The following is a 24948-nucleotide window of genomic DNA, read 5'->3' on the forward strand; positions in this document are numbered from 1 at the left end:
AAAAAATCCTAGTACTATGAAGACACAATACTAGGATGTTTTGAAAAAGAGTAAATGATATTAAATTAATTTCTCGATCAAGATCGCAAAACTAAAATTATAACCAACCTTTATGTTTAAAATACCAATAAGGAGCAACCGCTGCCATCACCATTAAACCAATTGCTAAAGGGTAGCCATAAGCAAAGCTAAGTTCAGGCATATTCGCAAAGTTCATACCATAGTTAGAAGCAACCAATGTTGGCGGTAAAAACATTACCGACACAACAGAGAAGAGTTTAATAATACGGTTCTGTTCAATATTAATAAAACCCATTGCAGCTTGCATTAAAAAGTTTACTTTTTGGAAAAGTGATTCATTATGAGGTTGTAGTGATTCAATATCTCGTAAAATTTCACGAGCTTGTTCTAATTGATTTTCAGGTAAACGGGTTTTACGTACCAAGAAACTTAATGCTCGTTGTGTATCCATTAAACATAGACGAACTTTAGAGCTTGCATCTTCAAATTCTGTTAGAGAAGATAACGCCTCATCAAAATCTTCGCCTTGAGTTCCTTCCAATACGACACGGCTTAATTTTTCTAAATCAGCATAAATATCTTCAATCACATCAGCAAGTTGCTCAATTTTAGTTTCAAAAAGATCTAATAATAACTCGTAGGCATTACCATCTGTTAGTTTTGCTGTACGAGTACGCATTCGATATAAACGAAAAGCAGGTAATTCACGTTCACGCAAAGTAAACAAACGACCATCACGAAGCGTAAATGCAACGGTTGCCATATCTGCATAATCTTCTTCATCTAAACAATAGAAAAAGGAGTGCAAGTGTAAACCATCTTCATCTTCAAAAAAACGAGCAGAAGCCTCTAAGTCTTCCAGTTCTCGCTCTTCAGCAAGAGTTTGTGACAATCCTTGCTCAAGTACACTACGCTCTTCATCACTCGGATCAACCAAGTCAATCCAAATCGCATTATTTAAATTATGTTGATCATTATTATCTACTCGAATTAAGCGAGAATTATTATTTTCTAATGCAAAAGCTTTAATCATTTCATACTCCTTGTTGGGGAGTGAACATAGAATGGAACAGACTTACCCGACACTCGTCGGCAAGCCTTGAGGCAGTTGGACGAAGTGTATTTAGTTTAGGTAAGAGATATGATATTGACTAGAAAAGTCCCTATGACTGTCCAAAATGTGTTTCCTCAAATAAAAAATTGCGTAAATGGTAACGATTAAGAGAGGGTTAGTCAAGATAAACAAATATATTTTAAGATAGTAGCACAGGGTAAGATCATACTAAAAATTCATTATTCATACCTTTTTGTTTTTTTATAGTGTGCTGATTTTTAAGTGTATTTATGGGAGTTTAATATGTCATATCTCTTGTATATAAAAAATTATAGTATATTAGCAACATAAAATATAAAGTTATTTACAGCTTGAACGTCTCTAGAGTTAAAACTCGTTTTGTAGTGTAGGCGTGAATAATTTTCATCGAAAAAACCGAACAGTTGAACTTTTAGTTTACAAACTCGAATACAAGGCAGGTTATTGATGGATACTACTCAAATCTATGGTTATTTACTCTCTTCAACCCTTTCCAACAAGCGATCAAAATCAGAAACTATGCGTTGTGTTTTATTAAATTTATCATACTCCGTAAAGGCTTTCTGCCTCGCCTGTTCCGTTGAAACTTTGCCATTATCCACTAGAATTTTATATTCATTAAAATCAAGAAATTTATTTACACTTTCTGCAAAAGCTTTCATTGTAAAGGTATTACGAGTTTCAATAATGCGTTCTATATAGTCAAAAAAACCAGAAATAGTACGCTCTAAACGCTTAATTTCATCAGGGGATAAATAATTTTTGGCAATCACGCTATCTGATTTTAAAATTCGTCCTGCTGGGGCATTTTTCCACGTTTGTAAGCCCATAAATTTTTTATTGGCATCTGCTTTCTTATAAATCAATTCAGCGGCGGTTTGTCCGTGAATCGCATAGTGGAATTTATTTTGTACAGTGGCGTAAAAATGTCTTGTTGTGGTCGATTTAGGATTATAATCAATACAACATTCCGCAAAAATATCGGTAATTTGTTGGTAAATACGGCGTTCACTGGCTCGAATAGAACGTACTCGTTCCAACAATTCACGAAAATAGTCTTTACCAAACTGTTCGCCTTGTTTTAGGCGTTCATCATCGATTACAAAACCTTTAAGTAAGTATTCTTTAAGAGTTTTTGTTGCCCAAATACGAAATTGAGTTGCTTCCACACTATTTACACGATAACCAACTGAGATAATGGCGTCTAGGTTATAATGAGCAATATCTCTGGTTACTTGGCGATTACCCTCTTTTTGAACTATCCGAAAATATTGGATAGTTGCTTTTTCATCTAACTCACTGGATTTATAAATATTATTTAAGTGATGATTGATAGTACGAACATCAACGTTAAATAAATTTGCCATTGCTTTTTGTGTTAGCCATACGGTTTCATCTTGTAAAATAACATCTACTTTTACTGTACCATTTGGTGCCGTGTAAAGTAGAAAGTTATTGAAATTATTTGCTACTGTTGTTGTCATTTTTATTCCTAATTTTTTAGCCCTTAATTAACGATTTTTCACTTTTTTAATAGCATTTTCAATGATTTTTAAATCATCTTCATCGGCTAGTTGTGCTTCATATTGTTTACGACGGTTATCAAAATCTGCATAAACTTGTCGAATACGAATTTCCATATTTTTATGGGATATAGAACCTTTTCCTGATAATAATGGACGATCATTGAACAACAAAATTTTATCAACATTATCTTGCCAAAATTGTATTGTAATATCTTTATGACTTTTAACTCTTAATTCTTAATTCTGCCATTATCTAAAAAGATAACAACTAAACGATTAAGTGAATCTATTTCATCCTCAGTTAAATAGTTTTTAGCAATAAAAATATCTTGTTTACGTACAATACTGCCTTTCCAAGTTGTGAGTTCCATATTAGGTTTAGTTGCATCAGCTCGTTCAACAATAAGCTCAGCTGCTGTTTTTTTCGTTACAGCAAACAATAGCTTATTTTGTGTGTCTGCAAAAAACATTTGTGTCGCTTTATCTGTTTTATCAAACAGTAGTAAAGTAATTCTTTACTACTGATTTTTTATCTAACTCATTGTCTAATAATATATTATTTATATGTTGCCCAATATTTTGTTTAGAGGTGGAAAAAAGTTCTGCAAGCTGATTTTGGCTTAACCAAATATCACCATCTTTTGCATATAAAGCCACATTAACTTTACCATCTTCGGTATTATAAATAATAAAATTATCTTGCTCTTTCACGATACTACTCCATTGCTATTTTAAGAATTAATCATATCATACCGTTACAAAATTCAGTAAATCTAAGATTCTTATCAAAGTCCCGCCACTTACCTCAGGGCAACCATAAATTTTTAACTAAAGAGAAAGGGCTATTTTATCAATATAAGTACGCAAAAAAGTTTGATAAGGCACATTCATTTCTTTTGCATATTTTTTGATCTTATTAAGTGATGACTTTTTCAAGCTTAATGAAATTTGTACTGTTTGTTTTCCATTTTTTCCGCTTGAATTTCTTTAACAATATCATCTGCGATAATATTATTGATAAAAATTTCACCTTGCTCATTAAGGGCTTTTGCTTTTCCATTTGAAATAGGATTAACCATTGAATCTACTAATTCTTGTTCATCTTTATTTAGTTTTCCCATCTTGTATCTCCTTAATCAGTCATTTAGGTTCTAACTCTTAAAATCTTCAAACCTTAAATTTTTCATAAAATATACTATGTTAATAAGATTTAGTTTTCAATTTAATATTAAAATTACACTTTAATCGATACTTAGTATTTGAAATATTGCAAATTTTTATCAAAATCCTACCGCTTATCTCTCACATATCCCCCTGAAACCTGCTTAACAATACCCTCTAATTCCAAAGTTAAAAGCTCAATCAACAAAGTTTCAATACTCATTTCACACGCTTCCGCTAAATCATCGGCACTAATCGGCTCAAGACTTAGTTTTGATAAAATTTGTTGTTGGCAAGCGGTAAGATTTGGATCATTTTTTGCAAGATTTTCTACTTTTGAATTTTCAAATAGTGTGTTTTGAATTACAGGTTTTGTGGTCGGCTGAAATTGTCGTTCGATTGCATTTAATATATCTTCGACACAATCCACCAATAATGCTCCTTCTTTGATCAACTGATGGCAACCTTGTGCATAAGGATCTTGTACGGAATTTGGAACAGCAAACACTTCTCGCCCTTGTTCTAAGGCATAGCGTGCGGTAATTAATGATCCGCTTTTAATAGTGGCTTCAACCACTAATGTACCTAATGATAAACCACTAATAATTCGATTACGACGTGGAAAATTTTCAGCTAGCGGTGGCTGATTAGGAAAAAACTCAGAAACTAATACTCCGCCCTGTTCTAAAATCTGTTCAGACAGTTTTTTATGGCGAGCTGGGTAGGTTTTATTTAAACCACTGCCTAATACTGCAATGGTTTTACCTTTTTCTTTCACGACTTGCTGATGACAAAAACCGTCAATACCAATCGCCAAACCACTGGTGACCACGATATTATTTTTCACTAATTCCGATGAAAAATATTTTGCCCAATATTCGCCATAATGGGAATAATCACGGCTGCCCACAATGGCAATTTGTGGTGAGGAAAGCACCGCTTGATCGCCTTTTACAAAAAGTAATGGTGGAGCTGTACTAATTTGTCTAAGCAGAAAAGGATAATCTTCATCAAATAATGTTAGCAGATGATTATTGTCATCTTCTTGCCACGCTAAAACTTCCTCTATCTTTTTTCTATCAGGATGAAACCAACGCTGAATTTGTTTTTCATTCCAACCTATTTGACGCAATTGTGTCTTATCATAATCACAAAATTCATTGAAATTGACTTCATTTAATAATCGCCCAATACGTTGAGCGCCAAGTTGTGGAATTTGGATTAATTTTAATAATTGTTCTATTTTATTCATTCTTTCATCCTTTGTTGTAATGGCTTTTATTTATAATCAAAAAACGTTAGAATGAAGAACTTTTTATATTAATTTTTCGATAGAGATCCCAAAAATGGCAAAATTAGATGTCGTACTTTACCCCGATGAAACCCTGACAAAAGTATGCGAACCTGTAACAGAATTTAATGATGAATTACAACAATTTATCGATGATATGTTTGATACAATGTATGAAGATGAAGGTATCGGTTTAGCAGCCCCTCAAGTCAATGTATTAAAACGTGTGATCACAATGGATATTGAAGGGGATAAAACCAACCAAATCGTATTAGTAAACCCTGAAATTATTGAAAGTAGTGGTGAAACGGGTATTGAAGAGGGGTGCCTTTCTATTCCCGGTTTTAGAGGTTTTGTTCCTCGTAAAGAAAAAGTCACAGTAAAAGCCTTAAATCGTAATGGTGAAGAATTTATTTTAGAAGCCGATGATTTACTTGCCATCTGTATTCAACACGAAATTGACCATTTGAATGGTGTTTTATTTGTCGATTATCTTTCCCCTTTAAAACGCAAACGTATTAAAGAAAAAATGGAAAAAATCAAAAAACAACTTGCTCGTAGTAAATAAGGAATAAACAATGATTATAGTAACTGGTGGTGCGGGATTTATTGGTAGCAATATCATTAAAGCACTAAACAAAATCGGTCGTAAAGATATTTTAGTAGTAGATAACCTTAAAAAAGGCGAAAAATTTATCAACCTTGTTGATTTAGATATTGCAGATTATTGCGATCGTGAAGATTTTATTGCTTCTATTGTAGCAGGTGATGAATTTGATCACATTGATGCGATTTTCCACGAAGGAGCTTGCTCGGCAACCACCGAGTGGGATGGCAAATATATGATGCACAATAACTACGAATATTCAAAAGAGTTATTGCATTATTGCTTAGATCGTGAGATTCCTTTTTTCTATGCTTCAAGTGCCGCCACTTACGGTGGACGTACTGATAATTTTATCGAAAAACGTGAATTTGAATCTCCATTAAATGTGTATGGCTACTCAAAATTCTTATTTGATGAGTATGTTCGCAAATTATTACCAGAAGCAACTTCGCCTGTTTGTGGCTTCAAATATTTTAATGTTTACGGTCCACGTGAACAACATAAAGGTTCAATGGCAAGTGTGGCATTCCACTTAAATACCCAAATTCAAAAAGGCGAAAATCCAAAATTATTCGCGGGTAGTGAAACCTTTTTACGTGATTTTGTGTATGTGGAAGATGTGGCAGATGTCAATATCTGGGCGTGGCAAAACAATATTTCAGGGATTTATAACTTAGGAACAGGCAATGCAGAGTCATTCCAAGAAGTCGCAAATGCGGTAATCAATTTCCACCAAAAAGGCAAAATTGAAACAATCCCATTCCCTGAACATTTGAAATCTCGCTATCAAGCTTATACCCAAGCGGATATTACCGCTTTACGCAACGCAGGTTACGATAAACCGTTTAAAACTGTTGCTGAAGGGGTTAAAGCTTATATGGAATGGTTGAATAAATAATTTTTACTATTTATAGAAATACCCAAGCGGTAAGATACTTGAAACTTTTTGCAAATTTTTTCAAATATCTTACCGCTTGTTGCTTTTATTAAATGCTTTTTGATGAGTTAAAATAGCTATAATGCTATTTGTGGATAATATTTATCCGCAATAGCGATAACTTCTTGTAAACTAACTCGTTTAAAATGAGATGACAAAGTTAATCCTCGTGCAACAACATCTTGATCTAATACAAATAAATGCGTAATTTTTGCAAAAAGTTGTGATGATCGTACCGCTTGTAGAACGCCATCTTGCCAAAGTAAAACAGCATCTTGTTCAGTAACATTGATAAGTATATTTTCAAGTTCACTGGTATCATATTGTGCTTTAGAAAGAGTATAGAGCATAATTCATCCTAAAAAGTGAGTATTTTTTCTGCTTGTCTTAAAAGCGTAAATAGTGTTTTCTGAGGAACTATTTGATAATTGGAAATGACGAAATCAACTTTGTTTAAAGCTCTCTCTTCAAGGGAGTTTTCACAAATAAAACAGTGTGAAAGTTCATATAATTCAATCAGTTTGAAAGTAGAAATATGATCTTTTTGTAGAATTAACTGTGGCTTTTGATTTGCAATAAGATTAAACACCCCATCATTAAGAAAGCAAATTAAGATTTTCTCTTCTTCACAAAAGGCACTGGCGGCGAGCAGGGCATCAAGTCCTTCTCTGCTTACGCTTGAACCAAAAGGGGGCTGAGTAAAAAGAAAAGCAATTTTATATTTTTTCATTTTAAAACGTCACCAAACGATCCGCTGTTAATACCGCTTGAGAAAACTCCCCTAATCCCGCTAAAACAAAGCCCTCAGCAAGGTTAGTTTGAGTATGAAGTGGTGTAGTCGTTTCATCTACTACTCCTCTACGTTGTGCTGCAGCGATACATAAATGGAGTGATAAACGGTATGATGTTGCTAAATATTGCCATTTTTCTACCAAATTGATCTCGTCTGTGGCAGGGTTAACCAATCTATTTGCATTACTAACACCCTCTTGAAAGAAAAAAACTTGAGAAATAGAGTAATTATTTTCTAATAATGTTTTGATAAATTGATAAGCTAAAGCACTGCCTTGAGAACCATAAACGGGTGATTTAACTGCAACGACATAACGCATTACTGTTCCTGTTTAATCTGACGAATATAAAGATAAACGGTGTGGCGTGAAATATTTAAGCGTTCAGCCACTTGATTGATCGCATCTTTAATATCAAAAATTCCCTTTTCAAAAAGAGAAACCACGATTTGACGGTTTTTATTGTTATTTGCAACAGAATTATCTGCGGAAATTTCATCAACGGTTTTTTCAATAGTCTGTGCAACTAAATCTTCAACTGAGCTGGCAAAGGTTTCTTCAACTTCAGGTTCTTCAGTTGGCAAAATGAAGCTATTAAAAAATTGTGACAGTGGAACATCTAAATTTAAATTAATACAGAGCAAACCAATAATACGTTGCTTACTATTACGAATAGCAATGGTATTTGATTTCATCAATACATTACCTTTTGCTTTGGTAAAGTAAGGTTGAGCATTTTCTTGATTACTCATTTGATGTAGCGACTGCAATGCTCGATTTGTAATAGGAGAGCCTATTTTACGATCAGTATTATGCCCATTTGCGATATAAATAGCGGAATGTTCAAGGCTTTCAAGAGAATGTAAAACAATCTCACAATATTCACCAAGTAACGAGGCTAACCCATCAACAACGGGAATATAAGATTCTATAATGGCATAATCTTCAAGGGTAAATGGTTGTGAATCTATCGTCATAATATAAATAAGTGGCTAGTATTTTAGCCACTTGTATTCTCAAGTATGTTTCTTATTTTTTTGTTTTCGTTGGTTGGAAATCTAACAATTCAATTTTAAAAATCAAGGTTGAATTTGCTGGAATATTACCCACTTGATTAGCGCCGTAACCTAATTCAGCAGGTACCACAAGTTCCATTTTTCCACCTTTTTTAAGCATAGGGATCGCTTCTTTCCAAGCTGGAATAAGTTGGCTTAATTGAAACTCAATTGCTTCGCCACGTTTGTATGAACTATCAAAAACAGTACCATCAGTAAGCGTTCCTTCATAATGAACTTTAACAGTATCTTCTATTTTTGGTGATTTTCCTTTACCCTGTTTTTCAATTTTATACATTAAACCTGATTTAGCCGTTTTTACACCGTCTTTTTTAGCATAATCTTCACGGAATTTTTTACCCGCTTCAAGAACTTCTTTATTATGAGCTTCTACAATTTTTGCTTCTTTTTCAGAAAGATACTTATCTAACGCATCTAAATGGGCTTCTAACTCTTTTTCTTTTAACTTACTTGTTTTTTTCAAGGTGTCTTTTACACCTGCTAAAATCTCATCTTGATTGTATACAAGCATTTCTTTTTGAGATTCTACTATTTGTTCGATTTTCTTACCCATTAATGTACCAATGGCATAAGAAGAGTCGTTAATAAATTTAGTATCTACTTTTTGTTCTGCCATTACAGATTGTGAAGCAACCAGAGTTGTTGCCATTAATGTTACTGAAAAAGCAACGGCTGAAAGTTTAGTTTTTAACATTATATATTCCTTTAATTTTGGCACTATTTGTAAGATAAATGTAGCCAAAGGGTTTAAACACAAGAAAAGATAGAGTAAAGTATATCCTTTTAATAAACAATAGTCATTATAAAATGAATACAACTCCTCATCAATTATTAACTTATATTGCAGAACTTGAAACAAAAATTGCTTTTCAAGAACTGGCAATAGAAGATTTAAATCAAGCTATTATTCAACAGCAGTTTATCTTAGATAAACTTCAAATACAGGTTCGTCATCTTGCAGAAAAATTGACAAATTCACAACCAAGTAATATAGCCTCATTAGCAGAAGAAACTCCTCCACCGCATTATTAGAAGACAAAATAGTAGAGTGGAAGTTCCGTATATAAATTATAGCTTATCAATAAAGTTGGGCAACCACGCTTCTGCCGTTTCATCGTGATCAAAGTTTTCTACAACATCAATTTTTAACGAATTGCAAAGTTGTTTTGCCCCTTTTTGTTGCAAAATTTGTTCAACAGTATCGACGGCATAGCAAAAAGTATCATAATCAGAGCTTCCTAAACCAATCACACCAAATTTCATTCCCGTTAAATTTAACGTTGATTGTGCTAATTCTTCAAATAATGGCTGAATATTTTCAGGTAAATCTCCTGCACCGTGAGTAGATGTCACAACCAATAAAGACTGTTTATCCTTTATATCATCTAATGTTGCATTATTAAATAATTCAACATTTAATCCTTTAGTAATAAGTACTTGTTCAATGTGGTCAGCAACATATTCTGCTCCACCTAACGTACTTCCTGTAATAATACAAATTGACATTGTTGGATCCTTATATTTTGGTAAACATATTTAATGAAAAAATTACGGTATTCTCACATCTAAAATTAGTATAAAATATAACATCAATTTCATACATAGACTAGTAATTATAATATAATGAAAACAATGATTTGTGATTTTTCTATTAATATTTGCAATTGGCGAATGGTGAGCAATAAAATATTGTCACCAGAAGATTGGCAACTTGGTGAATATCATTGGATTAAACACAGTGACAACTGGGATGATTTTCAACCTAAATTAGCCTTTTTACCTCCATTAAAACGTCGTCGTTTAAGCCCTGCAACACGTCTATTCTTTGAAGCTGCGTGGGATTTAGTTGCAGAAGATCCAAATATTCCTGTGGTATATGCTTCTTTAAATAGTGAAATTAATCGTAGTTTTGCACTTTGGCAAGAGTTATTAAAAGAGGGGGATATTTCCCCAACTTCATTTAGTCTTTCAGTACATAATGCATTAATTGGACAATGGTCTGAGTTGCGAAAAGTAACCCAAGAAATGACCGCTTTATGTGCCTTAAAAGATAATTTAGAAACCGCAATAATGGAAGCTTACTTAATGCTAAATGAAGGGGCGGAAAAAGTATTGGTTGCTGTGTGTGAATTCCCCCTAGATGAACAATATAATGTGCAACCTATTTCACGCTTGCCTTTTGGCTATGCATTAGCGTTAGTGATAGAAAAAGGCGATCAATATCATCTGTCTTTACATAATCAATCGACAGAAAATGATAATTTAGATAACGCATTAAGTTTTGTGAAAAATAAGCAATTAAATTCAACTTCTTGGCAAACACCGAGTAGTAGTGGAGGATATTGGAGATGGCACAAAAATTAGATTGGTTACGCCGTTTTTTAGGTACAATGTTTGGCTTTGTATTATTTGGCTTAGCGGGTATTTTAATTAAAGTAATCCTCTATCCTTATGTAAAAGATCACAAAAATAATTCCCTCACAACGCAATTAAAAGCACGCAAAATAGTGAGTAATATTTGGCTATTTTTTGTTAAATATTTAACTTGGTCTGGTGTATTGGAAGTGAAATACACAGGCTTTGAGCGTTTAGGAAAAGCAGGGCAATTAGTGATTGCAAACCATCCCTCTTTGCTTGATGTGGTGCTGATTTTTAGCCAGCAACATCGCTTTAACTGTATTGTTAAAAAAGATTTATTACATAATCCAACAATGACTAGCCCTATTTTATCTTGTGGCTTTCTGCCAAATACCGAATCAGAAGAATTGTTAATAAAAACAAATGAAGTATTAAAAGAGCAACCTTTATTGCTTTTTCCAGAAGGAACAAGAACCGATTGGGACGGCGTAATCAAATTTAATCGTGGTGCGACATCTCTTGGATTACGCAGTGCAAAAATAATTACCCCTATCGTGATAAAAATGTCACCTCTTAATTTTAAAAAAGGGCAAGCTTGGTATAAAATACCGCCTTGTCGTATTCAATACGAATTAACGGTGGGAGAAGATATCGATCCTCAAACTTATTTGGCAAAAAAACCGTTGCCTATTGCATCTCGTTTACTTAATAAAGATTTAGAAAATTATTTTAATACTCAAACAAGGATATGAAAATGGAACTAGAACAGCAACTTAAACAGTTAATTATTGATAGTTTAGCACTTGAAGATATGGATATTTCTGATATTGAAACTGATATTCCCCTTTTTGGCGATGACGGTTTAGGATTAGATTCTGTTGATGCGTTAGAATTAGGTTTAGCAATTCAAAAAACCTTTAATTTACAATTAGAAAGCGATCAACAAGATTTACGCAACCATTTTGAGAGTGTGGCAACCTTAGCTAATTTTATCCGTACAAAACAAGGGCAATAAAATGACAGAACAACAAATCCAAACCCTATTAAGCGAAGCATTAGAAGAACTTTTTGAAATTGATCCAGCAGATATCACGCTTGAAACCAATCTGTATGAAGATCTTGAAATTGACAGCATTGATGCGATTGATTTAATTGACTACATCAAAAGAAAAACAGGACACAAATTACAAGCTGATGATTTTCGTAGTGTAAGAACCGTATCTGACGTTATTCAAGCAATCCTTAAAATTCAAAATGCACAGTAAAAAAGATCCGATTTGGCTTGAAGAACAACAACTGGAAAATAAGCAAATTTCTATTGGAAAAGTACCGCTTGATCTTGTTTATTTAAAAGATCATTTTGCTGATTTTCCACTTGTTCCAGGTGTGATTGAACTGCAATGGGTAATGGATAAAGTGACGCAATTTTTTGATCGTAAAATAGAAATAAAAGCGATCAATAAATTAAAATTCCAAAAATTTCTTCGCCCAAATGATGTATTTGAATTAACCCTTAAATGGGAAGAAGATAAAAATCGCATTATTTTTACCTTTAAAACAGACAATGAAATGTGTAGTAGTGGCATTATGCTAATTTAATTATGCTGAAATTGATCATCAATACTCTGCTAACCCTAACCAGTATTGCCTATCCAATTATTTGGTTATTTAAAGGCAATACTGATTTGTTATTTGTGTTTCCTTATATAATGGGCATTTTATGGTTGTTTAAAGGTGTAACCCAAGCGGTTGGATTTCAACGTTTTTTTGCATTTTTTATGGCAATATTATTGATCATTGTAGGATTAACGCGTTCCATAGAAACAATGTATTTTTATCCTATTTTAATTAGCGGTTTAATGTTGGTCATTTTTGGTGGCAGTTTATTTAGCAAACAATCCATTATTGAACGCTTTGCACGTTTAAAAACCCCTGATTTACCCCAAGTTGCGATTTTATATACCAGAAAAGTCACTCAAGTTTGGTGCGGATTTTTTATTATCAATATTGCAATTACACTTTTTTTTATTTGGCAAAAAAATGAAACGCTTTGGGCAATTTATACGGGCGTTATTTCTTATCTTTTAATGGGAATATTGATGATTGGCGAATGGTTAATTCGTCAAAAAGTAATGAGAAAGCACAATGATAACCACTGATTTTAATTCACAAATGCCAATCGCATTTAATCCGCAGCTTAGCTATAACGAATTTAATTATCGTTCATTGCAAATTACTTCACAACTAAAACAGCAACAGATTAAACAAGTCAGTTTGTGGTTTGACGATGCGGTAAACTTTGCCTGTACGCTACTTGCTTGTTTTAATGCCAATGTGAATGTACTTATTCCGCCAAATTTATTAGATGAAAATAAGCAATGGGTTGAACAAAATAGTGACTTACTCATTGATGATAAAATCTTTGCTGATTTTGGCATTTTGCAAAAAGTGGACAAAATGTTACCGCTTATTGATGAGCAAAATCAGACTGAAATTTGGTTGAAAACTTCTGGAAGTAGTGGATCTGCAAAAATCATCAAAAAAACAGCACAACAAATGTGGCAAGAGGCAGCCGCTTTAATGCAAGCCCTTCCTTTTCAGCCTGAAGACAAACTACATTTAATTAGCAGTGTAACAGTTCAACATTGTTATGGGCTAAGTTTTAGGATTTTTTTACCCTTAGCAATGGGCTGGACGATTGGACGTCATCAGTTGCATTATCCTGAATATTTATTGGAAGAAAGTCGCCAAATTAAACCTACGTTATGGGTAAGTAGCCCTGCATTATTAAGTCGTCTTAACCTTGCAAACAAACAGCTACAAAACAGCGAAATTAAAGGTATTATTTCATCAGGCGGTCCATTGCCTGAACAAGTCGCCCAAGATATTCGTGAGTTAATAAAACAGCCTGTGATTGAGATTTATGGAAGCACTGAAACAGGGGCAATCGCATCTCGTGAAACAGGAAATTGGACAGCAATGCCGAGCGTTGGATTAGGTTTAAATGTTCAAGGCGCGTTATGGGTGGAAGGAAATTGGATTACAGGGCGAGAGCAAACTGCAGATGCCGTCGAATTCTCAAATAATGGTTTTCAGTTATTAGGGCGTATTGATCGCATTGTAAAATTAGGCGATAAACGCATTTCACTGGCTAAAATTGAACAAGACTTATTAAAGCATCAATGGATTAGTGATTGCTATATTGCTCAACACCCTGAAAAACAACGTCCAGTGGCGTGGGTGGCATTAAATTCATTAGGAATTTCACAATTTCAATTACAAGATCGTAAACAATTTATCAATGAATTACGTCAATTTTTAATGCAAACCCAAGAGTCCCTTGCATTACCTCGTTTTTGGCGATTTTGTTCTCAATTACCTCGTAATTCGCAATCTAAAATCAGCCGTATTGATTTTGAAACGATTTGCTTTAAACAACAGAAGGATCACTTTGAATGAACATTGAAAAAATTGTCGCCATAATTCCCCACTACAACCATTCAAAAACGATTAGTAATGTGGTAAATAAATTAACAGCCTTAAAATTAGCGGTTATTGTGGTTGATGATGGTTCAACCCCACAAGAAAAAGAAAATTTATCTTCACTAGCATTATTACAAAATGTGCAAGTCATATATCGTGCAGAAAATGGTGGAAAAGGTGCAGCAGTTAAAGACGCATTGAATATTGCCTTTGAACAAGGCTTTCAGTATGCATTGCAGGTTGATGCTGATGGGCAACATAATCTTGACGATATTCCTCAATTTTTTGCAAAACTCGCACAAAATCCGACCGCTATTATTTGTGGAAAACCTGTTTATGGCGAAGATGCACCGAAAGCACGTTTATATGGTAGAAAAATCACGGATTTTTGGAATATGCTCAACACCCTTTCAATGGATATAAAAGATGGAATGTGTGGTTTTCGCATTTATCCATTAAATAGTATTATTCCAATTTTATCCAATGAACAAATTGGTAACCGAATGGATTTTGATACGGAAATTTTAGTGAAAGCCCATTGGTATCAAATCCCTATGCTTTGGGTGGAGACGCCTGTTAAATATGCCGAAGATGGTATTTCGCATTTTCAAGGTTTTAGAGATAACTGGTTAATCAGTAAAATGCACGCACGATTATTTTTTAAAATGTTGCAACGTAAATTTACAGGTAAAACCGTATGAATACCAAACATTGGGCAAAACAAAATGAACGAGGAACAGTATTATTTTTAGATATTACTCGTTTAATTGTCAAATATTTACCTTTATGGGCGATTAAAATTACGACAATGCTTGTGGTTTGCTACTTTTTTGTTACCTCCGCCAAAGTAAGAAAAAATATTCGTGCCTATCATCATCATTTAACCGCCACATTCACGGATATTTCATTACCAAAATTTGTGATATTTCGTCAATTACTCTGTTTTGGCGAAGCATTAACAGATCGCTTTGCGGTATGGCAAAATAAAATGAGTTATAACGATCTTCTGGTTGATGACAAAGATAATTTATACTCTCAAATGGAACAATCACAGCGTGGACAAATTTTAGTATGTAGCCATTTTGGAAATATAGAAATCTGCCGAGCCTTAGTGAACAGCGGACACCACGCTAACTTTAAGTTGAATATTTTAGTTCATCATAAAAATGCAGTGGCTTTTAATAAAGCCTTAGTGAAAGCGGGAGCAAGCGAACTTTCGTTAATTGAAGTATCGGAATTGGATACAGTAAAAATGCTTGAATTACACAATAAATTAGCACAAGGCGAATGGATTGCGATTGCCGTCGATCGTATTCCACTTAAAGGCGATAAATCACTCGCGGTTGATTTTTTAGGTAAAAAAGCAGATTTTCCACAGGGTGCGTGGCTACTGTCTAGTTTACTCAAAGCACCGATCAATACCATTTTCTGTCTTAAAGAAAACGGAAAATACATATTAAAATTACGTCGCTTTTCCGAAGCCTTACAAGGAAGCGGACAACAACGTAAACAAAATATTGCGATAGCAATGCAACAATATGCCGATTTACTTGCCCAAGAGTGCAAGCAAAATCCATTACTATGGTTTAATTTTTACGATTTTTGGGACGAAAATGATGAGAGCTAAAAAACACCGCTATTGCCAACATTCAAGTGTATATGAAATTCCATTTTTTGACGTTGATTCAATGAATATTATGTGGCACGGACATTATGTCAAATATTTAGAAATGGCACGTTGTGCCTTTTTAGAAGAAATTCATTATACTTATGATATTATGCAACAATATGGTTTTGGTTGGCCGATTGTTCAACTCAACTTAAAATATGTTAAACCTGCAAAATTTCGCCAAAAAATACGGGTTGATTTGAGCGTTGTTGAATATGAAAGTTGTTTACGTATTGATTATATCATTTGCGATAACGAAACAGGCGAAAAACTCACACAAGGCTCAACCACCCAAGTTGCCGTTGATATGCAAACTGAACAAATGCAATTTCAAACGCCAGATTCATTTAAACAAGCGGTTGAAAATTTTAAACATTTTACTAAATTAAGAGATGAATAATGAAAAAATATTTTACCCTTTTTCTGCTATTTATTAGCCCTTTAACACTGGCTATTACACAGCAAGAACTGATTTCACAACTACAAAAACCGCAAAATGTACAAGGTAACTTTGTTCAGCAACGCTTTTTAAAAGCATTAAAAAATCCCATTCAAACTAGCGGACAATTTACCCTTGTGGCAAAAAAGGGCTTATTGTGGCAAATGAAAAAACCTTTTGAAAATAATTTGCGAGTAACCTCAAAAGGGATAATGCAATATAACGGCACAGAGTGGGTAGGGAATAATAATCTTGCTCAACAGCAACAAATTCAGCTTTTTTTAGGACTATTATCAGGGGATATTTCTACGCTTAAACAGCAATTTGATCTTAAATTAACCGGTAAAAAATCAGCGTGGCAACTTGATCTCATTCCTAATGCCTTTTTAATGAAACAAATTTTTAAAACGATTCAATTACAAGGTAATGATGTTGTTACACAAATTATTTTAGATGAAAAACAAGGTGATAAAACTGTCATTCAATTTGAAAATATTCAAATCAATACGCCACTTTCTTCTTTTACTCAACAGGCTTTAAACTAATTGGTAAAAATAATGAAAAATCACACCGCTTATCGTTATCTATACTCACTTTTTATTATCTTGGTGCTGATTTTTTTTGCTTTTTTCGTCAAAAATGGACATTGGTTAGAAACGGATTTAAAAGCACTTTTACCTACAAATCAAAGTTGGACAACAGAACAAAAACAAGCGGATGCTTTACAAGAAAAACAGCTAAATCAACAAATCGTTGCACTCGTTGGAGGCGATGATCATAATGTCTTTAAAACAGCAGAACAAATTGCTCAATTATGGCAACAAAGCCAGCTCTTTTCCGATGTAAATTTAAAGACAACACCTGATTTAGCAAAACTTAGAAAAGAAGTTAATTATCTCAAATTAGCAACCTTACCCAAACATATTCAACAACAATTACAACAAAATCCACAAGCGTATTTCAATCAATATGCTCAACAAATTGTTGATCCTTTTTCACAAAATAATATTTTAAGTTTAGAACAAGACTGGCTAGGCTTAGGACGTTTTGTTCTACCGCAATCACAAATAAGTTCAGCGGTACAATATAACAGTGAAAATGGAATGCTTTATGTCAAACAGTCCCATAAAACGTGGGTCTTATTACACGCAACGCTCACACAGCATAGTTTTATCAATCCAAATAAAACCTTATTAAGGTTAATTAAACAAAGTGAACAATTAGCCCAAACTCAAAAAGCGCAACTTATTAGCACAGGCTCTGCACTTTTTGCCGCAAATGCAAAGCAACAAGCTGAAACAGAAATGACTTTAATGAGTAGCTTAGGCATAAGTTTAACCTTGTTACTATTATTAGTGGTATTTAGATCATTTCGTTCATTATGGCTTTTTTTACCTATTGGAATAGGATTACTATTAGGTATTGCTACAACGGTTCTCTGGTTTGGACAAATTCATATCTTAACCATTGTGATTGGTACAAGTTTAATCGGCGTATTGATTGATTTTCCATTGCACTGGCTCGCTTCGTCACGCTTTCATAAAGATTGGAATCCGCAAAAAGAAATGGATAAACTGCGTTTTCCTTTCTTCATCAGTTTAATCATTACCTTAATTGGCTACCTCTTATTAGCTTTTACTTCATTACCAGTGTTACAACAAACCGCACTTTTTTCCGCAATGGCATTAGTGAGTGCAATTTTAAGTACAGTTTTGTTTTTACCGACATTTTTTACAAATTATCAAGCTCATAAGCGGACATTTTTATTGCAAAATTTACCTATTTCTATTCCAACTAAAATAGAAAAAATGGGGCTAATTTTTGCTATTATTTTTGTCGCAGTAGGGATTTATAAAAGTAAATGGCAAGATGATATTCGCCAATGGGTTGCTTTACCGCCAGCAATGTTACAACAAGCCCAGCAGATTGCCACAATCACAGGTTTTAATTTCGGTAGTCAATATCTGTTAATTATTGCGGATAACGATGATGATTTATTACGAAAAGATCAAAAACTCACAGAACAACTCAATCAATTGGTAAAAGAACAATCAATTACCGATTTTCAATCTTTAACGCAGTGGGTAACAACGGCTCACACACAACGAAAAATAGTTGAACTATTTACTCAAATGAAGCCACAGGATTACGCGATTTTTGAACAGATTGGTATTCCATTAGAGAATATTCAAAAAGCAATCGCAACCCTTAAACAAACACCAGAGGTTTCACTTTACCAAGCATTGAATACCGATTTAGGCAAGGCTCGGAGAACTTTATATTTAGGAAAACTAGATACACAAAAAGTCGCGTCTATCATTAAAATCTCAAATTTGCAAAATATACAAAAAATATTACCGCTTACCAATGACAAAGATATTTTTTGGCAGGATAAAAGAACCTCATTAAATATGGCATTTGAGCAAACTCGTGATCAAGCAGCTTGGTTAAAATTATGCTCATTCATACTGGCTTTTTTATTACTTTATCGATTTTTTGGCATTAAAAATACCACAAAAATATTAGTTATTCCCTTATCTGCGATTATTATAACTATAGGTATTTTTGGTTGGTTAGCAATGCCTATAAGCTTGTTTACAATGTTTGGTTTGTTGTTAGTGTCCGCCATAGGTATTGATTACACGTCCTATATGCTCACAGTAAAAGAGTCTTTTAAACAGAAAGCCTTTGCGATTTCACTGGCTGGTACAACAACCTTAATTTCTTTTATTTTACTAGGATTAAGCTCAACACCTGCCGTGGCAAGTTTTGGAATGAGTGTTAGCATTGGCATTGCGATGAGTATTTTAATTACGTTACGAATTTTAAAATAAATTTTATATTAGGAGATAAAAATGGAACAATTTGATGTTGTGATTATCGGTGCTGGACCTTCTGGTTCGGTTTCTGCATCATTATTGAAAAAACAAGGCTTGAATGTTTGTGTTTTGGAAAAACAACATTTTCCTCGCTTTGTGATTGGCGAAAGTTTATTGCCTTATTGTATGGAAATCTTAAAAGAAGCTGAGCTTGTTGAGGCGGTTAATAAAGAACCTAGTTTTCAATTTAAAAATGGTGCGGCTTTTACTTGGGGAAACCGTTATACTCATTTTGATTTTACGGATAAATTTACCGCTGGTGCTGGTACAACATTTCAAGTTCGCCGTGATAAATTTGATAAAATTTTAATTGATGAAACCATCAAAAAAGGCGTTGATGTTCGCTTTGGCGATGAATTGATCAATTTCAATAATGATGGCGAATTTGCCTTATTAGATGTGAAAAAAGAAAGTGGCGAACAATATCAATTACAAGCTAAATTTGTGTTAGACGCAAGTGGCTATGGACGTGTTTTACCTCGCTTATTAGACTTAGAACAGCCCTCTCATTTACCTGCTCGTATCGCTAAATTTACCCATATTGATGACAATATTATCGATCCTCAATTTGACCGTAATAAAATTTTGATTACCACTCACCCAATTCATCGAGATGTGTGGATTTGGTTAATTCCTTTTGCGGATAATCGTTGTTCTATTGGTGTGGTTGGATTGCCAGAGATTTTAGAGGGCGATAGTGAAGCGGTATTAAAACAATTTGTGTTTGAATGTCCGATGTTAAAACGTATTTTAAATAATGCAAATTGGGATAATGACGTACCTTATCGTGAAATTTGTGGCTATTCTGCTAACGTCAAAGCTTTATATGGAAAACAGTTTGCCTTGTTGGGCAATGCGGCTGAATTTTTAGATCCTGTATTTTCATCTGGGGTAACGATTGCATTACACTCTGCGCATTTAGCTTGCCATTTGGTTACTCGTCAGCTAAACGGCGAAGCGGTTAATTGGCAACAAGAATTTGCAGATCCGTTGATGATTGGCGTGAATGCGTTTAGAACTTATGTGCTAGGTTGGTATGATTACAGTTTCCAAGATGTGATCTATGCAAGAAATCCACAGCCAGAAATTCGTCAAATGATTTCTTCTATTTTGGCAGGCTATGCGTGGGATACTGAAAATCCATTAGTAAACAAATCAACGCAAAGGCTCGCTGCCTTAGCTGGATTATGTGGCACAGCAACACAAGATGAATAGGAATACTCAATGTTAAAAAAATACTGCTTTATTTTCGTTATATTATTTATTACGGCGTGTTCTAGCTCTTTTAAAGTTATTGATTTACCCAAACAAGCACAAGACAGTCGTTTATTTAAAATAGAACAACAAGACAATAAAAATAATATTATCCGAAGCAGTTTACTTTCCATTCAGTTTGAAAACGAGCAATGGCGATGGGTTCAGGTTGATCCACTTGGTTCGCCTATTGCTCGTGTGCTGTTGTCTAAACAAGGTTGGCAAAATGATGGTTTTATTATGCCAAATAGCCAAGCTCAACAGCTTTTTTATGCGATTGCAACAGGATTAAATCCAAACCAGCCACTACTGAATTTTAGTCAAATTCAGAGAACATCAAGTGGTCAGATTTATTGGATAAAAAACAAAAAAGTATGGAAAATTTCACAAAAAAAACATATTCTTTACATCACGCTAGCAGATAATAGCTATTGGAAAGTAGAAGAAATCAATAGAGGATAAAGTGGAGCAACTATTTTTAAGCACCCCTGCAATTGTAACTGCATTAGGTAATGGAATTAAAGAGCATATCCAACGGTTAATTGCTGGTGGAAATTCGCCGATTGAAAAATCAAAAGCTATTTTTAATGAACATCAAATTGAAGGGAAAATACAATTTTTTGGTGCGATAAATCAGCCATTGCGTGAATTTGATGAAAATCTTGATCCACAACATCATAGCCGAAACAATCAACTTCTTTGGCACGCTTTACAACAAATTGAACCTCAAATTGAGCAAGTAATTTCTCGATTTGGTAAACAAAGAATTGCTGTTGTGATAGGTACTTCAACCACAGGTGTGGATGAAAATATTCCTGTTTTTAGACAAGCTGTTAAAAATAATGATTGGGCTAAAATACCTTTTAATCATCATCAACAATTATTTTCTGCTCCTGCCGATTTTGTCGCTCATCAATATGGATTACAAGGTTTATGCTATGGTATTTCAACTGCTTGTACATCAGGTGCGAGAGCTTTAATTAGTGCCGCTAGATTATTAAAGAGTGATCTATGTGATGCCGTTATCTGTGGCGGTGTTGATACACTTTCGCCTTTAACCATTAGTGGTTTCAACTCACTTTCTGTTCTTGCATCAAATCGAACAAATCCTTTCTCTGAAAATAGAGAGGGGATCAATATTGGCGAAGGTGCAGCTGTTTTTGTAATGACAAAAGAAAAGTTAGAAGAACAAGCAATTGCATTTTTAGGTTATGGTTCAAGCAGCGATGCCTACCATATGTCATCGCCACACCCAGAAGGAAAAGGGGCAATTTGTGCATTTGAGGAAGCCTTAAAATCCGCACAATTAGATCCAGAGGATATCGGTTGGGTAAATTTACACGGTACTGGTACTGTTCATAACGATCAAATGGAAAGTATCGCTATTGCAAAAGTCTTTGGCGATTATACTCCTTGTACTACAACAAAACCTTATACTGGACACACACTCGGAGCAGCAGGTGCTGTGGAAGCCGCTATTTCTTGGGGAATGATAAATCGCTCTTACAATCCAGAAGGTAATTTACCAACTCAATTATGGGATCAACAAACCGATCCTCAGTTACCTAATATTGCCATTACTCACAATACTCAGTGGCAAAAAACGAGACGTATTGCTGCAAGTAGCTCTTTTGCGTTTGGCGGAAATAATAGCGTGTTAATTTTGGGAGAGCAAAATGACTAAATTAAACTGCCCAATCTACGATGTTGAACCGCTATTACCTCATAGTGGAGAGATGGTGCTATTAGATAAAATTTGTGATTTTGGCGATGATTTTATCATTGCTGAAAGCACTATCAAAGCGGATAATTTACTGATTAAGCATAACCAATTTGCAACCTATTCAGGCATTGAAATTATGGCACAAACTGTTGGTGCGTGGTCTGGTTGTATGAGTACTCTTGCAAATGAGCCAGTTCGTTTAGGCTATCTATTAGGCACACGTAAATTAACTATTCATAGTCAGGAAATTGCAATAGGCACAACCTTAATCATAAAAGCAAAAATGTCTATTCAAGATGCAACGGGATTTAGTGTATTTGATTGTAAACTTATTGATAAAAAAACCAATCAGGTATTACTTGAAGCAGCATTAAATGTATTTAGCCCAAAAGAATAAAAATAAGGAATAATAATGACAAAAAGTGTTTTAATTACGGGATCAAGCAGAGGGATTGGTAAAGCAATTGCATTAAATTTAGCTCAAGCAGGGTTTGATATTGTTGTACATTGCCGTAGTCGTATTGAAGAAGCCGAACAAGTGGCACAAGCGGTCAAATCTTTGGGAAGAAATGCAAGAATTTTACAATTTGATGTAAGTAATCGCGCCGAAACCGCAGAAAAACTACTCGCCGATGTAGAGCAATTTGGTGCTTACTATGGCGTAGTATTAAATGCAGGATTAACACGAGATAATGCGTTTCCAGCTCTTACAGATGAAGATTGGGATACGGTTTTACGTACTAATTTAGATGGGTTTTATAATGTATTACACCCAATTATGATGCCGATGATTCGTCGTAGAAAAGCAGGACGCATTGTGTGTATTACTTCGGTTTCAGGGCTGATTGGAAATCGTGGTCAAGTCAATTATAGTGCATCTAAGGCGGGGATTATTGGTGCCGCAAAAGCTCTTGCAATTGAATTAGCAAAACGCAAAATAACCGTAAATTGTGTTGCCCCAGGTTTAATTGATACCGATATTTTAGATGAAAATGTCCCTATTGATGAAATATTAAAAATGATCCCAGTTTCAAGAATGGGAACACCAGAAGAAGTCGCTCACGCTGTGAATTTTTTAATGGACGAGAAAGCGGGCTATATTACTCGTCAAGTTATCCCTGTTAATGGCGGATTGTGTTAGGAGAATAAAATGAGAAGAGTTGTAATCACAGGAATTGGAAGTATCACCGCCTTTGGGAATAATTGGCAAGATGTTAAAACGGCTTTTAAAAAGGGACAAAATGCCGTCGAATTCATTGATGTAAGTGATAAATTCCCTGAATTAGAAGCACAACTTGGTGCAAGAATTCCAAATTATACCCCACCAAAACATTGGACACGCAAGCAACTACGTTCAATGGGAAAAGTTGCCCAATTTTGTACTAATGCTGCTGAACTTGCCCTTGAAAATGCAGGATTATTAAAAGACGATAAGATTCTACCAGAATATCAAACAGGAAAAATGGGCGTGGCCTGTGGCTCTTCTGCGGGTAGCCCTAAAGATATCGGCGATATTGGCGAGCTATTATTAACAGGTAAATCAAATGGCTTTAATGCAAATACTTACGTCAGAATGATGCCACATACCACAGCTGCAAATATTGGGATCTTTTTCGGACTTACAGGACGAATTATCCCTACTTCAAGTGCTTGCTCATCAGGTTCTCAAGCGATTGGTTATGCCTACGAGTCTATTAAATATGGATTGATTGATACAATGCTCGCTGGCGGTGGCGAAGAGTTTTGTTTTTCAGAAGTTTATGTTTTTGATTCTCTTTATGCGGCAAGCCGTAATAATGAAAATCCAAATAAAACCCCACGTCCTTATGATAAAAACCGTGATGGATTAGTGATTGGCGAAGGCGGTTGTATTTTTGTATTAGAGGAACTTGAACACGCTAAAGCTCGCGGTGCTAACATTATTGCAGAGATTGTAGGTTATGGTGCAAATAGTGATGGTTCTCACGTTACTCGCCCACAAAAAGATACAATGCAACGTTGTATGGAATTAGCCTTAAAAGATGCTAATTTACAACCACAACAAGTTGGCTATGTAAGTGGACACGGCACTGCCACAGAACAAGGAGATATTGCAGAAACACTCGCAACAGAAACCGTCTTTGGTCAAATTCCATTAAGCTCACAGAAAAGTTATCTAGGGCATACACTTGGTGCTTGTGGTGCATTAGAATCGTGGTTTTCTATTGAAATGATGCGTGATAACTGGTTTGCTCCAACCTTAAATCTTGAAAATATTGATGAGCGTTGTGGTAAGTTAGATTACATTATTGGAAAAGGTAGAGAAATTCATACTGATTATGTAATGAATAATAACTTTGCTTTCGGTGGTGTAAATACATCGTTGATTTTTAAACGCTGGAAAGAGTAGTTAAAGCGGTATGATCTTTTTAAGAATTTACAAAAATGACTAAATCTAGTCACTCTCACTTAAAATTGTTTTTTGCTCACAACAAATATACAATCAATATAAATACTGAAGCCATTTTATTAAACAATATAAGAGTTTAATAAAATAAGGCTTCAATAAACTTTTTAACCTCGTATCTACCTTTTATGCAAAAAATTACAATAAATCTAAAATTTTTTTCATTTTACCCTTGATCCTCAAAAATTAACCCC

32 protein-coding genes and 1 pseudogene are annotated in these 24948 nt (G+C 34.4%); 21 read left to right on the plus strand and 12 right to left on the minus strand.

Features of this window, described 5'->3' with window-relative positions:
• Positions 1-97 precede the first annotated feature (97 nt).
• The 6 genes and pseudogenes from corA to dprA all read right to left on the minus strand — a co-directional run bounded on the left by corA (position 98) and on the right by dprA (position 5053).
• Positions 98-1054 carry a magnesium/cobalt transporter CorA gene (gene corA, locus U9966_RS01945; protein WP_211599135.1) on the minus strand — a complete coding sequence of 319 codons (957 nt, stop codon included), beginning with the start codon at positions 1052-1054 and terminating at the stop codon, positions 98-100.
• A 530-nt stretch (positions 1055-1584) separates the two neighbouring features.
• Positions 1585-2598: a virulence RhuM family protein gene (locus U9966_RS01950; RefSeq protein ID WP_306347240.1), complete on the minus strand. Its 1014-nt coding sequence runs from the start codon at positions 2596-2598 to the stop codon at positions 1585-1587.
• A 27-nt stretch (positions 2599-2625) separates the two neighbouring features.
• Positions 2626-3351: pseudogene (gene rhuM / locus U9966_RS01955) on the minus strand (RhuM family protein).
• A 117-nt stretch (positions 3352-3468) separates the two neighbouring features.
• Positions 3469-3576: a hypothetical protein gene (locus U9966_RS10210; RefSeq protein WP_407675188.1), complete on the minus strand. Its 108-nt coding sequence runs from the start codon at positions 3574-3576 to the stop codon at positions 3469-3471.
• A gap of 2 nt (positions 3577-3578) precedes the next feature.
• A complete protein-coding gene (locus U9966_RS01960) occupies positions 3579-3761 on the minus strand; it encodes a hypothetical protein (RefSeq protein ID WP_306347241.1) in 183 nt (60 codons plus the stop codon).
• Between the two features lie 167 nt (positions 3762-3928).
• Positions 3929-5053, minus strand: coding sequence for a DNA-processing protein DprA (gene dprA, locus U9966_RS01965; RefSeq protein ID WP_306347242.1), 1125 nt, complete (start codon positions 5051-5053; stop codon positions 3929-3931).
• A 94-nt stretch (positions 5054-5147) separates the two neighbouring features.
• On the opposite strand from dprA, the gene def reads away from it, so the two are divergent.
• Positions 5148-5660, plus strand: coding sequence for a peptide deformylase (def, locus tag U9966_RS01970; protein ID WP_306347243.1), 513 nt, complete (start codon positions 5148-5150; stop codon positions 5658-5660).
• A gap of 10 nt (positions 5661-5670) precedes the next feature.
• Positions 5671-6597, plus strand: a complete 927-nt coding sequence (rfaD, locus tag U9966_RS01975) for an ADP-glyceromanno-heptose 6-epimerase (RefSeq protein WP_306347244.1) — start codon at positions 5671-5673, stop codon at positions 6595-6597.
• A gap of 116 nt (positions 6598-6713) precedes the next feature.
• Here the strand turns inward: rfaD and tusB are convergent, their stop codons facing one another.
• The 5 genes from tusB to fkpA are packed head-to-tail and all read right to left on the minus strand — an operon-like array spanning position 6714 to position 9197.
• Positions 6714-6986, minus strand: a complete 273-nt coding sequence (gene tusB / locus U9966_RS01980; protein WP_306347245.1) for a sulfurtransferase complex subunit TusB — start codon at positions 6984-6986, stop codon at positions 6714-6716.
• A gap of 8 nt (positions 6987-6994) precedes the next feature.
• Positions 6995-7366, minus strand: a complete 372-nt coding sequence (gene tusC, locus U9966_RS01985; protein WP_306347246.1) for a sulfurtransferase complex subunit TusC — start codon at positions 7364-7366, stop codon at positions 6995-6997.
• Between the two features lies 1 nt (position 7367).
• A complete protein-coding gene (gene tusD / locus U9966_RS01990) occupies positions 7368-7748 on the minus strand; it encodes a sulfurtransferase complex subunit TusD (RefSeq protein ID WP_306347247.1) in 381 nt (126 codons plus the stop codon).
• Positions 7748-8404 carry a helix-turn-helix transcriptional regulator gene (locus U9966_RS01995; protein ID WP_211597811.1) on the minus strand — a complete coding sequence of 219 codons (657 nt, stop codon included), beginning with the start codon at positions 8402-8404 and terminating at the stop codon, positions 7748-7750. Before U9966_RS01995 ends, tusD begins: the two co-directional genes overlap by 1 nt.
• A gap of 52 nt (positions 8405-8456) precedes the next feature.
• Entirely contained in the window at positions 8457-9197 is a 741-nt protein-coding gene (fkpA, locus tag U9966_RS02000) for an FKBP-type peptidyl-prolyl cis-trans isomerase (protein ID WP_306347248.1), read from the minus strand.
• 113 nt (positions 9198-9310) lie between these two features.
• Here fkpA and U9966_RS02005 point away from each other — a divergent pair, with 113 nt between their 5' ends.
• On the plus strand, positions 9311-9535 hold the full coding sequence (locus tag U9966_RS02005) for a SlyX family protein (RefSeq protein ID WP_211597813.1): 225 nt from the start codon (positions 9311-9313) through the stop codon (positions 9533-9535).
• Between the two features lie 36 nt (positions 9536-9571).
• Here the strand turns inward: U9966_RS02005 and mioC are convergent, their stop codons facing one another.
• On the minus strand, positions 9572-10009 hold the full coding sequence (gene mioC, locus U9966_RS02010) for an FMN-binding protein MioC (protein ID WP_211597814.1): 438 nt from the start codon (positions 10007-10009) through the stop codon (positions 9572-9574).
• A gap of 117 nt (positions 10010-10126) precedes the next feature.
• On the opposite strand from mioC, the gene U9966_RS02015 reads away from it, so the two are divergent.
• The 18 genes from U9966_RS02015 to U9966_RS02100 are packed head-to-tail and all read left to right on the plus strand — an operon-like array spanning position 10127 to position 24697.
• Positions 10127-10867, plus strand: coding sequence for a beta-ketoacyl synthase chain length factor (locus U9966_RS02015; protein WP_306347249.1), 741 nt, complete (start codon positions 10127-10129; stop codon positions 10865-10867).
• Entirely contained in the window at positions 10852-11613 is a 762-nt protein-coding gene (locus U9966_RS02020; protein WP_306347250.1) for a lysophospholipid acyltransferase family protein, read from the plus strand. Before U9966_RS02015 ends, U9966_RS02020 begins: the two co-directional genes overlap by 16 nt.
• A 2-nt stretch (positions 11614-11615) precedes the next feature.
• Positions 11616-11876, plus strand: a complete 261-nt coding sequence (locus tag U9966_RS02025) for a phosphopantetheine-binding protein (protein WP_306347251.1) — start codon at positions 11616-11618, stop codon at positions 11874-11876.
• A 1-nt stretch (position 11877) separates the two neighbouring features.
• Positions 11878-12126, plus strand: a complete 249-nt coding sequence (locus U9966_RS02030; RefSeq protein ID WP_306347252.1) for an acyl carrier protein — start codon at positions 11878-11880, stop codon at positions 12124-12126.
• Positions 12116-12460 carry an ApeI family dehydratase gene (locus U9966_RS02035; protein ID WP_306347253.1) on the plus strand — a complete coding sequence of 115 codons (345 nt, stop codon included), beginning with the start codon at positions 12116-12118 and terminating at the stop codon, positions 12458-12460. The genes U9966_RS02030 and U9966_RS02035 overlap by 11 nt, the downstream gene beginning before the upstream one ends.
• Before the next feature lie 2 nt (positions 12461-12462).
• Complete coding sequence (locus U9966_RS02040; RefSeq protein ID WP_306347254.1) at positions 12463-13020, plus strand: COG4648 family protein; 558 nt, start codon at positions 12463-12465, stop codon at positions 13018-13020.
• Positions 13007-14320: an AMP-binding protein gene (locus U9966_RS02045; RefSeq protein WP_306347255.1), complete on the plus strand. Its 1314-nt coding sequence runs from the start codon at positions 13007-13009 to the stop codon at positions 14318-14320. Before U9966_RS02040 ends, U9966_RS02045 begins: the two co-directional genes overlap by 14 nt.
• 2 nt (positions 14321-14322) lie before the next feature.
• Entirely contained in the window at positions 14323-15045 is a 723-nt protein-coding gene (locus U9966_RS02050; protein ID WP_306347273.1) for a glycosyltransferase family 2 protein, read from the plus strand.
• Positions 15042-15971 carry an LpxL/LpxP family acyltransferase gene (locus U9966_RS02055; RefSeq protein ID WP_306347256.1) on the plus strand — a complete coding sequence of 310 codons (930 nt, stop codon included), beginning with the start codon at positions 15042-15044 and terminating at the stop codon, positions 15969-15971. Before U9966_RS02050 ends, U9966_RS02055 begins: the two co-directional genes overlap by 4 nt.
• Positions 15961-16413 carry an acyl-CoA thioesterase gene (locus tag U9966_RS02060; RefSeq protein ID WP_306347274.1) on the plus strand — a complete coding sequence of 151 codons (453 nt, stop codon included), beginning with the start codon at positions 15961-15963 and terminating at the stop codon, positions 16411-16413. Before U9966_RS02055 ends, U9966_RS02060 begins: the two co-directional genes overlap by 11 nt.
• A complete protein-coding gene (locus U9966_RS02065) occupies positions 16413-16997 on the plus strand; it encodes a LolA family protein (RefSeq protein WP_306347257.1) in 585 nt (194 codons plus the stop codon). The genes U9966_RS02060 and U9966_RS02065 overlap by 1 nt, the downstream gene beginning before the upstream one ends.
• A 12-nt stretch (positions 16998-17009) precedes the next feature.
• Complete coding sequence (locus U9966_RS02070; protein ID WP_306347258.1) at positions 17010-19286, plus strand: MMPL family transporter; 2277 nt, start codon at positions 17010-17012, stop codon at positions 19284-19286.
• Positions 19287-19307: 21 nt separating this feature from the next.
• Positions 19308-20546 carry an NAD(P)/FAD-dependent oxidoreductase gene (locus U9966_RS02075; RefSeq protein WP_306347259.1) on the plus strand — a complete coding sequence of 413 codons (1239 nt, stop codon included), beginning with the start codon at positions 19308-19310 and terminating at the stop codon, positions 20544-20546.
• Between the two features lie 9 nt (positions 20547-20555).
• Positions 20556-21047, plus strand: a complete 492-nt coding sequence (locus tag U9966_RS02080) for a hypothetical protein (protein ID WP_306347260.1) — start codon at positions 20556-20558, stop codon at positions 21045-21047.
• Between the two features lies 1 nt (position 21048).
• Positions 21049-22269, plus strand: coding sequence for a beta-ketoacyl-ACP synthase (locus tag U9966_RS02085; protein WP_306347261.1), 1221 nt, complete (start codon positions 21049-21051; stop codon positions 22267-22269).
• Positions 22262-22705: a hotdog family protein gene (locus U9966_RS02090; protein WP_306347262.1), complete on the plus strand. Its 444-nt coding sequence runs from the start codon at positions 22262-22264 to the stop codon at positions 22703-22705. The genes U9966_RS02085 and U9966_RS02090 overlap by 8 nt, the downstream gene beginning before the upstream one ends.
• A gap of 15 nt (positions 22706-22720) precedes the next feature.
• A complete protein-coding gene (fabG, locus tag U9966_RS02095) occupies positions 22721-23449 on the plus strand; it encodes a 3-oxoacyl-ACP reductase FabG (RefSeq protein ID WP_306347263.1) in 729 nt (242 codons plus the stop codon).
• A gap of 9 nt (positions 23450-23458) precedes the next feature.
• Entirely contained in the window at positions 23459-24697 is a 1239-nt protein-coding gene (locus U9966_RS02100) for a beta-ketoacyl-ACP synthase (RefSeq protein WP_306347264.1), read from the plus strand.
• Positions 24698-24948 lie beyond the last annotated feature (251 nt).

Source organism: Pasteurella atlantica, assembly GCF_963693435.1.
In the GTDB taxonomy this organism is placed as follows: Bacteria; Pseudomonadota; Gammaproteobacteria; order Enterobacterales; family Pasteurellaceae; genus Phocoenobacter; species Phocoenobacter atlanticus.

Coding starts and splice junctions, on each gene's coding strand:
- fabG (WP_306347263.1), top strand. CDS start 22,721: ATGACAAAAAGTGTTTTAATTACGGGATCAAGCAGAGGGATTGGTAAA.
- U9966_RS01995 (WP_211597811.1), bottom strand. CDS start 8,404: ATGACGATAGATTCACAACCATTTACCCTTGAAGATTATGCCATTATA.
- U9966_RS02065 (WP_306347257.1), top strand. CDS start 16,413: ATGAAAAAATATTTTACCCTTTTTCTGCTATTTATTAGCCCTTTAACA.
- U9966_RS02040 (WP_306347254.1), top strand. CDS start 12,463: ATGCTGAAATTGATCATCAATACTCTGCTAACCCTAACCAGTATTGCC.
- rfaD (WP_306347244.1), top strand. CDS start 5,671: ATGATTATAGTAACTGGTGGTGCGGGATTTATTGGTAGCAATATCATT.
- fkpA (WP_306347248.1), bottom strand. CDS start 9,197: ATGTTAAAAACTAAACTTTCAGCCGTTGCTTTTTCAGTAACATTAATG.
- U9966_RS02020 (WP_306347250.1), top strand. CDS start 10,852: ATGGCACAAAAATTAGATTGGTTACGCCGTTTTTTAGGTACAATGTTT.
- U9966_RS02090 (WP_306347262.1), top strand. CDS start 22,262: ATGACTAAATTAAACTGCCCAATCTACGATGTTGAACCGCTATTACCT.
- U9966_RS01960 (WP_306347241.1), bottom strand. CDS start 3,761: ATGGGAAAACTAAATAAAGATGAACAAGAATTAGTAGATTCAATGGTT.
- tusC (WP_306347246.1), bottom strand. CDS start 7,366: ATGAAAAAATATAAAATTGCTTTTCTTTTTACTCAGCCCCCTTTTGGT.
- def (WP_306347243.1), top strand. CDS start 5,148: ATGGCAAAATTAGATGTCGTACTTTACCCCGATGAAACCCTGACAAAA.
- U9966_RS02015 (WP_306347249.1), top strand. CDS start 10,127: ATGAAAACAATGATTTGTGATTTTTCTATTAATATTTGCAATTGGCGA.
- U9966_RS02075 (WP_306347259.1), top strand. CDS start 19,308: ATGGAACAATTTGATGTTGTGATTATCGGTGCTGGACCTTCTGGTTCG.
- U9966_RS02035 (WP_306347253.1), top strand. CDS start 12,116: ATGCACAGTAAAAAAGATCCGATTTGGCTTGAAGAACAACAACTGGAA.
- U9966_RS02025 (WP_306347251.1), top strand. CDS start 11,616: ATGGAACTAGAACAGCAACTTAAACAGTTAATTATTGATAGTTTAGCA.
- U9966_RS01950 (WP_306347240.1), bottom strand. CDS start 2,598: ATGACAACAACAGTAGCAAATAATTTCAATAACTTTCTACTTTACACG.
- U9966_RS02070 (WP_306347258.1), top strand. CDS start 17,010: ATGAAAAATCACACCGCTTATCGTTATCTATACTCACTTTTTATTATC.
- tusB (WP_306347245.1), bottom strand. CDS start 6,986: ATGCTCTATACTCTTTCTAAAGCACAATATGATACCAGTGAACTTGAA.
- dprA (WP_306347242.1), bottom strand. CDS start 5,053: ATGAATAAAATAGAACAATTATTAAAATTAATCCAAATTCCACAACTT.
- corA (WP_211599135.1), bottom strand. CDS start 1,054: ATGATTAAAGCTTTTGCATTAGAAAATAATAATTCTCGCTTAATTCGA.
- mioC (WP_211597814.1), bottom strand. CDS start 10,009: ATGTCAATTTGTATTATTACAGGAAGTACGTTAGGTGGAGCAGAATAT.
- U9966_RS02060 (WP_306347274.1), top strand. CDS start 15,961: ATGAGAGCTAAAAAACACCGCTATTGCCAACATTCAAGTGTATATGAA.
- U9966_RS02005 (WP_211597813.1), top strand. CDS start 9,311: ATGAATACAACTCCTCATCAATTATTAACTTATATTGCAGAACTTGAA.
- tusD (WP_306347247.1), bottom strand. CDS start 7,748: ATGCGTTATGTCGTTGCAGTTAAATCACCCGTTTATGGTTCTCAAGGC.
- U9966_RS02055 (WP_306347256.1), top strand. CDS start 15,042: ATGAATACCAAACATTGGGCAAAACAAAATGAACGAGGAACAGTATTA.
- U9966_RS02080 (WP_306347260.1), top strand. CDS start 20,556: ATGTTAAAAAAATACTGCTTTATTTTCGTTATATTATTTATTACGGCG.
- U9966_RS02100 (WP_306347264.1), top strand. CDS start 23,459: ATGAGAAGAGTTGTAATCACAGGAATTGGAAGTATCACCGCCTTTGGG.
- U9966_RS02045 (WP_306347255.1), top strand. CDS start 13,007: ATGATAACCACTGATTTTAATTCACAAATGCCAATCGCATTTAATCCG.
- U9966_RS02030 (WP_306347252.1), top strand. CDS start 11,878: ATGACAGAACAACAAATCCAAACCCTATTAAGCGAAGCATTAGAAGAA.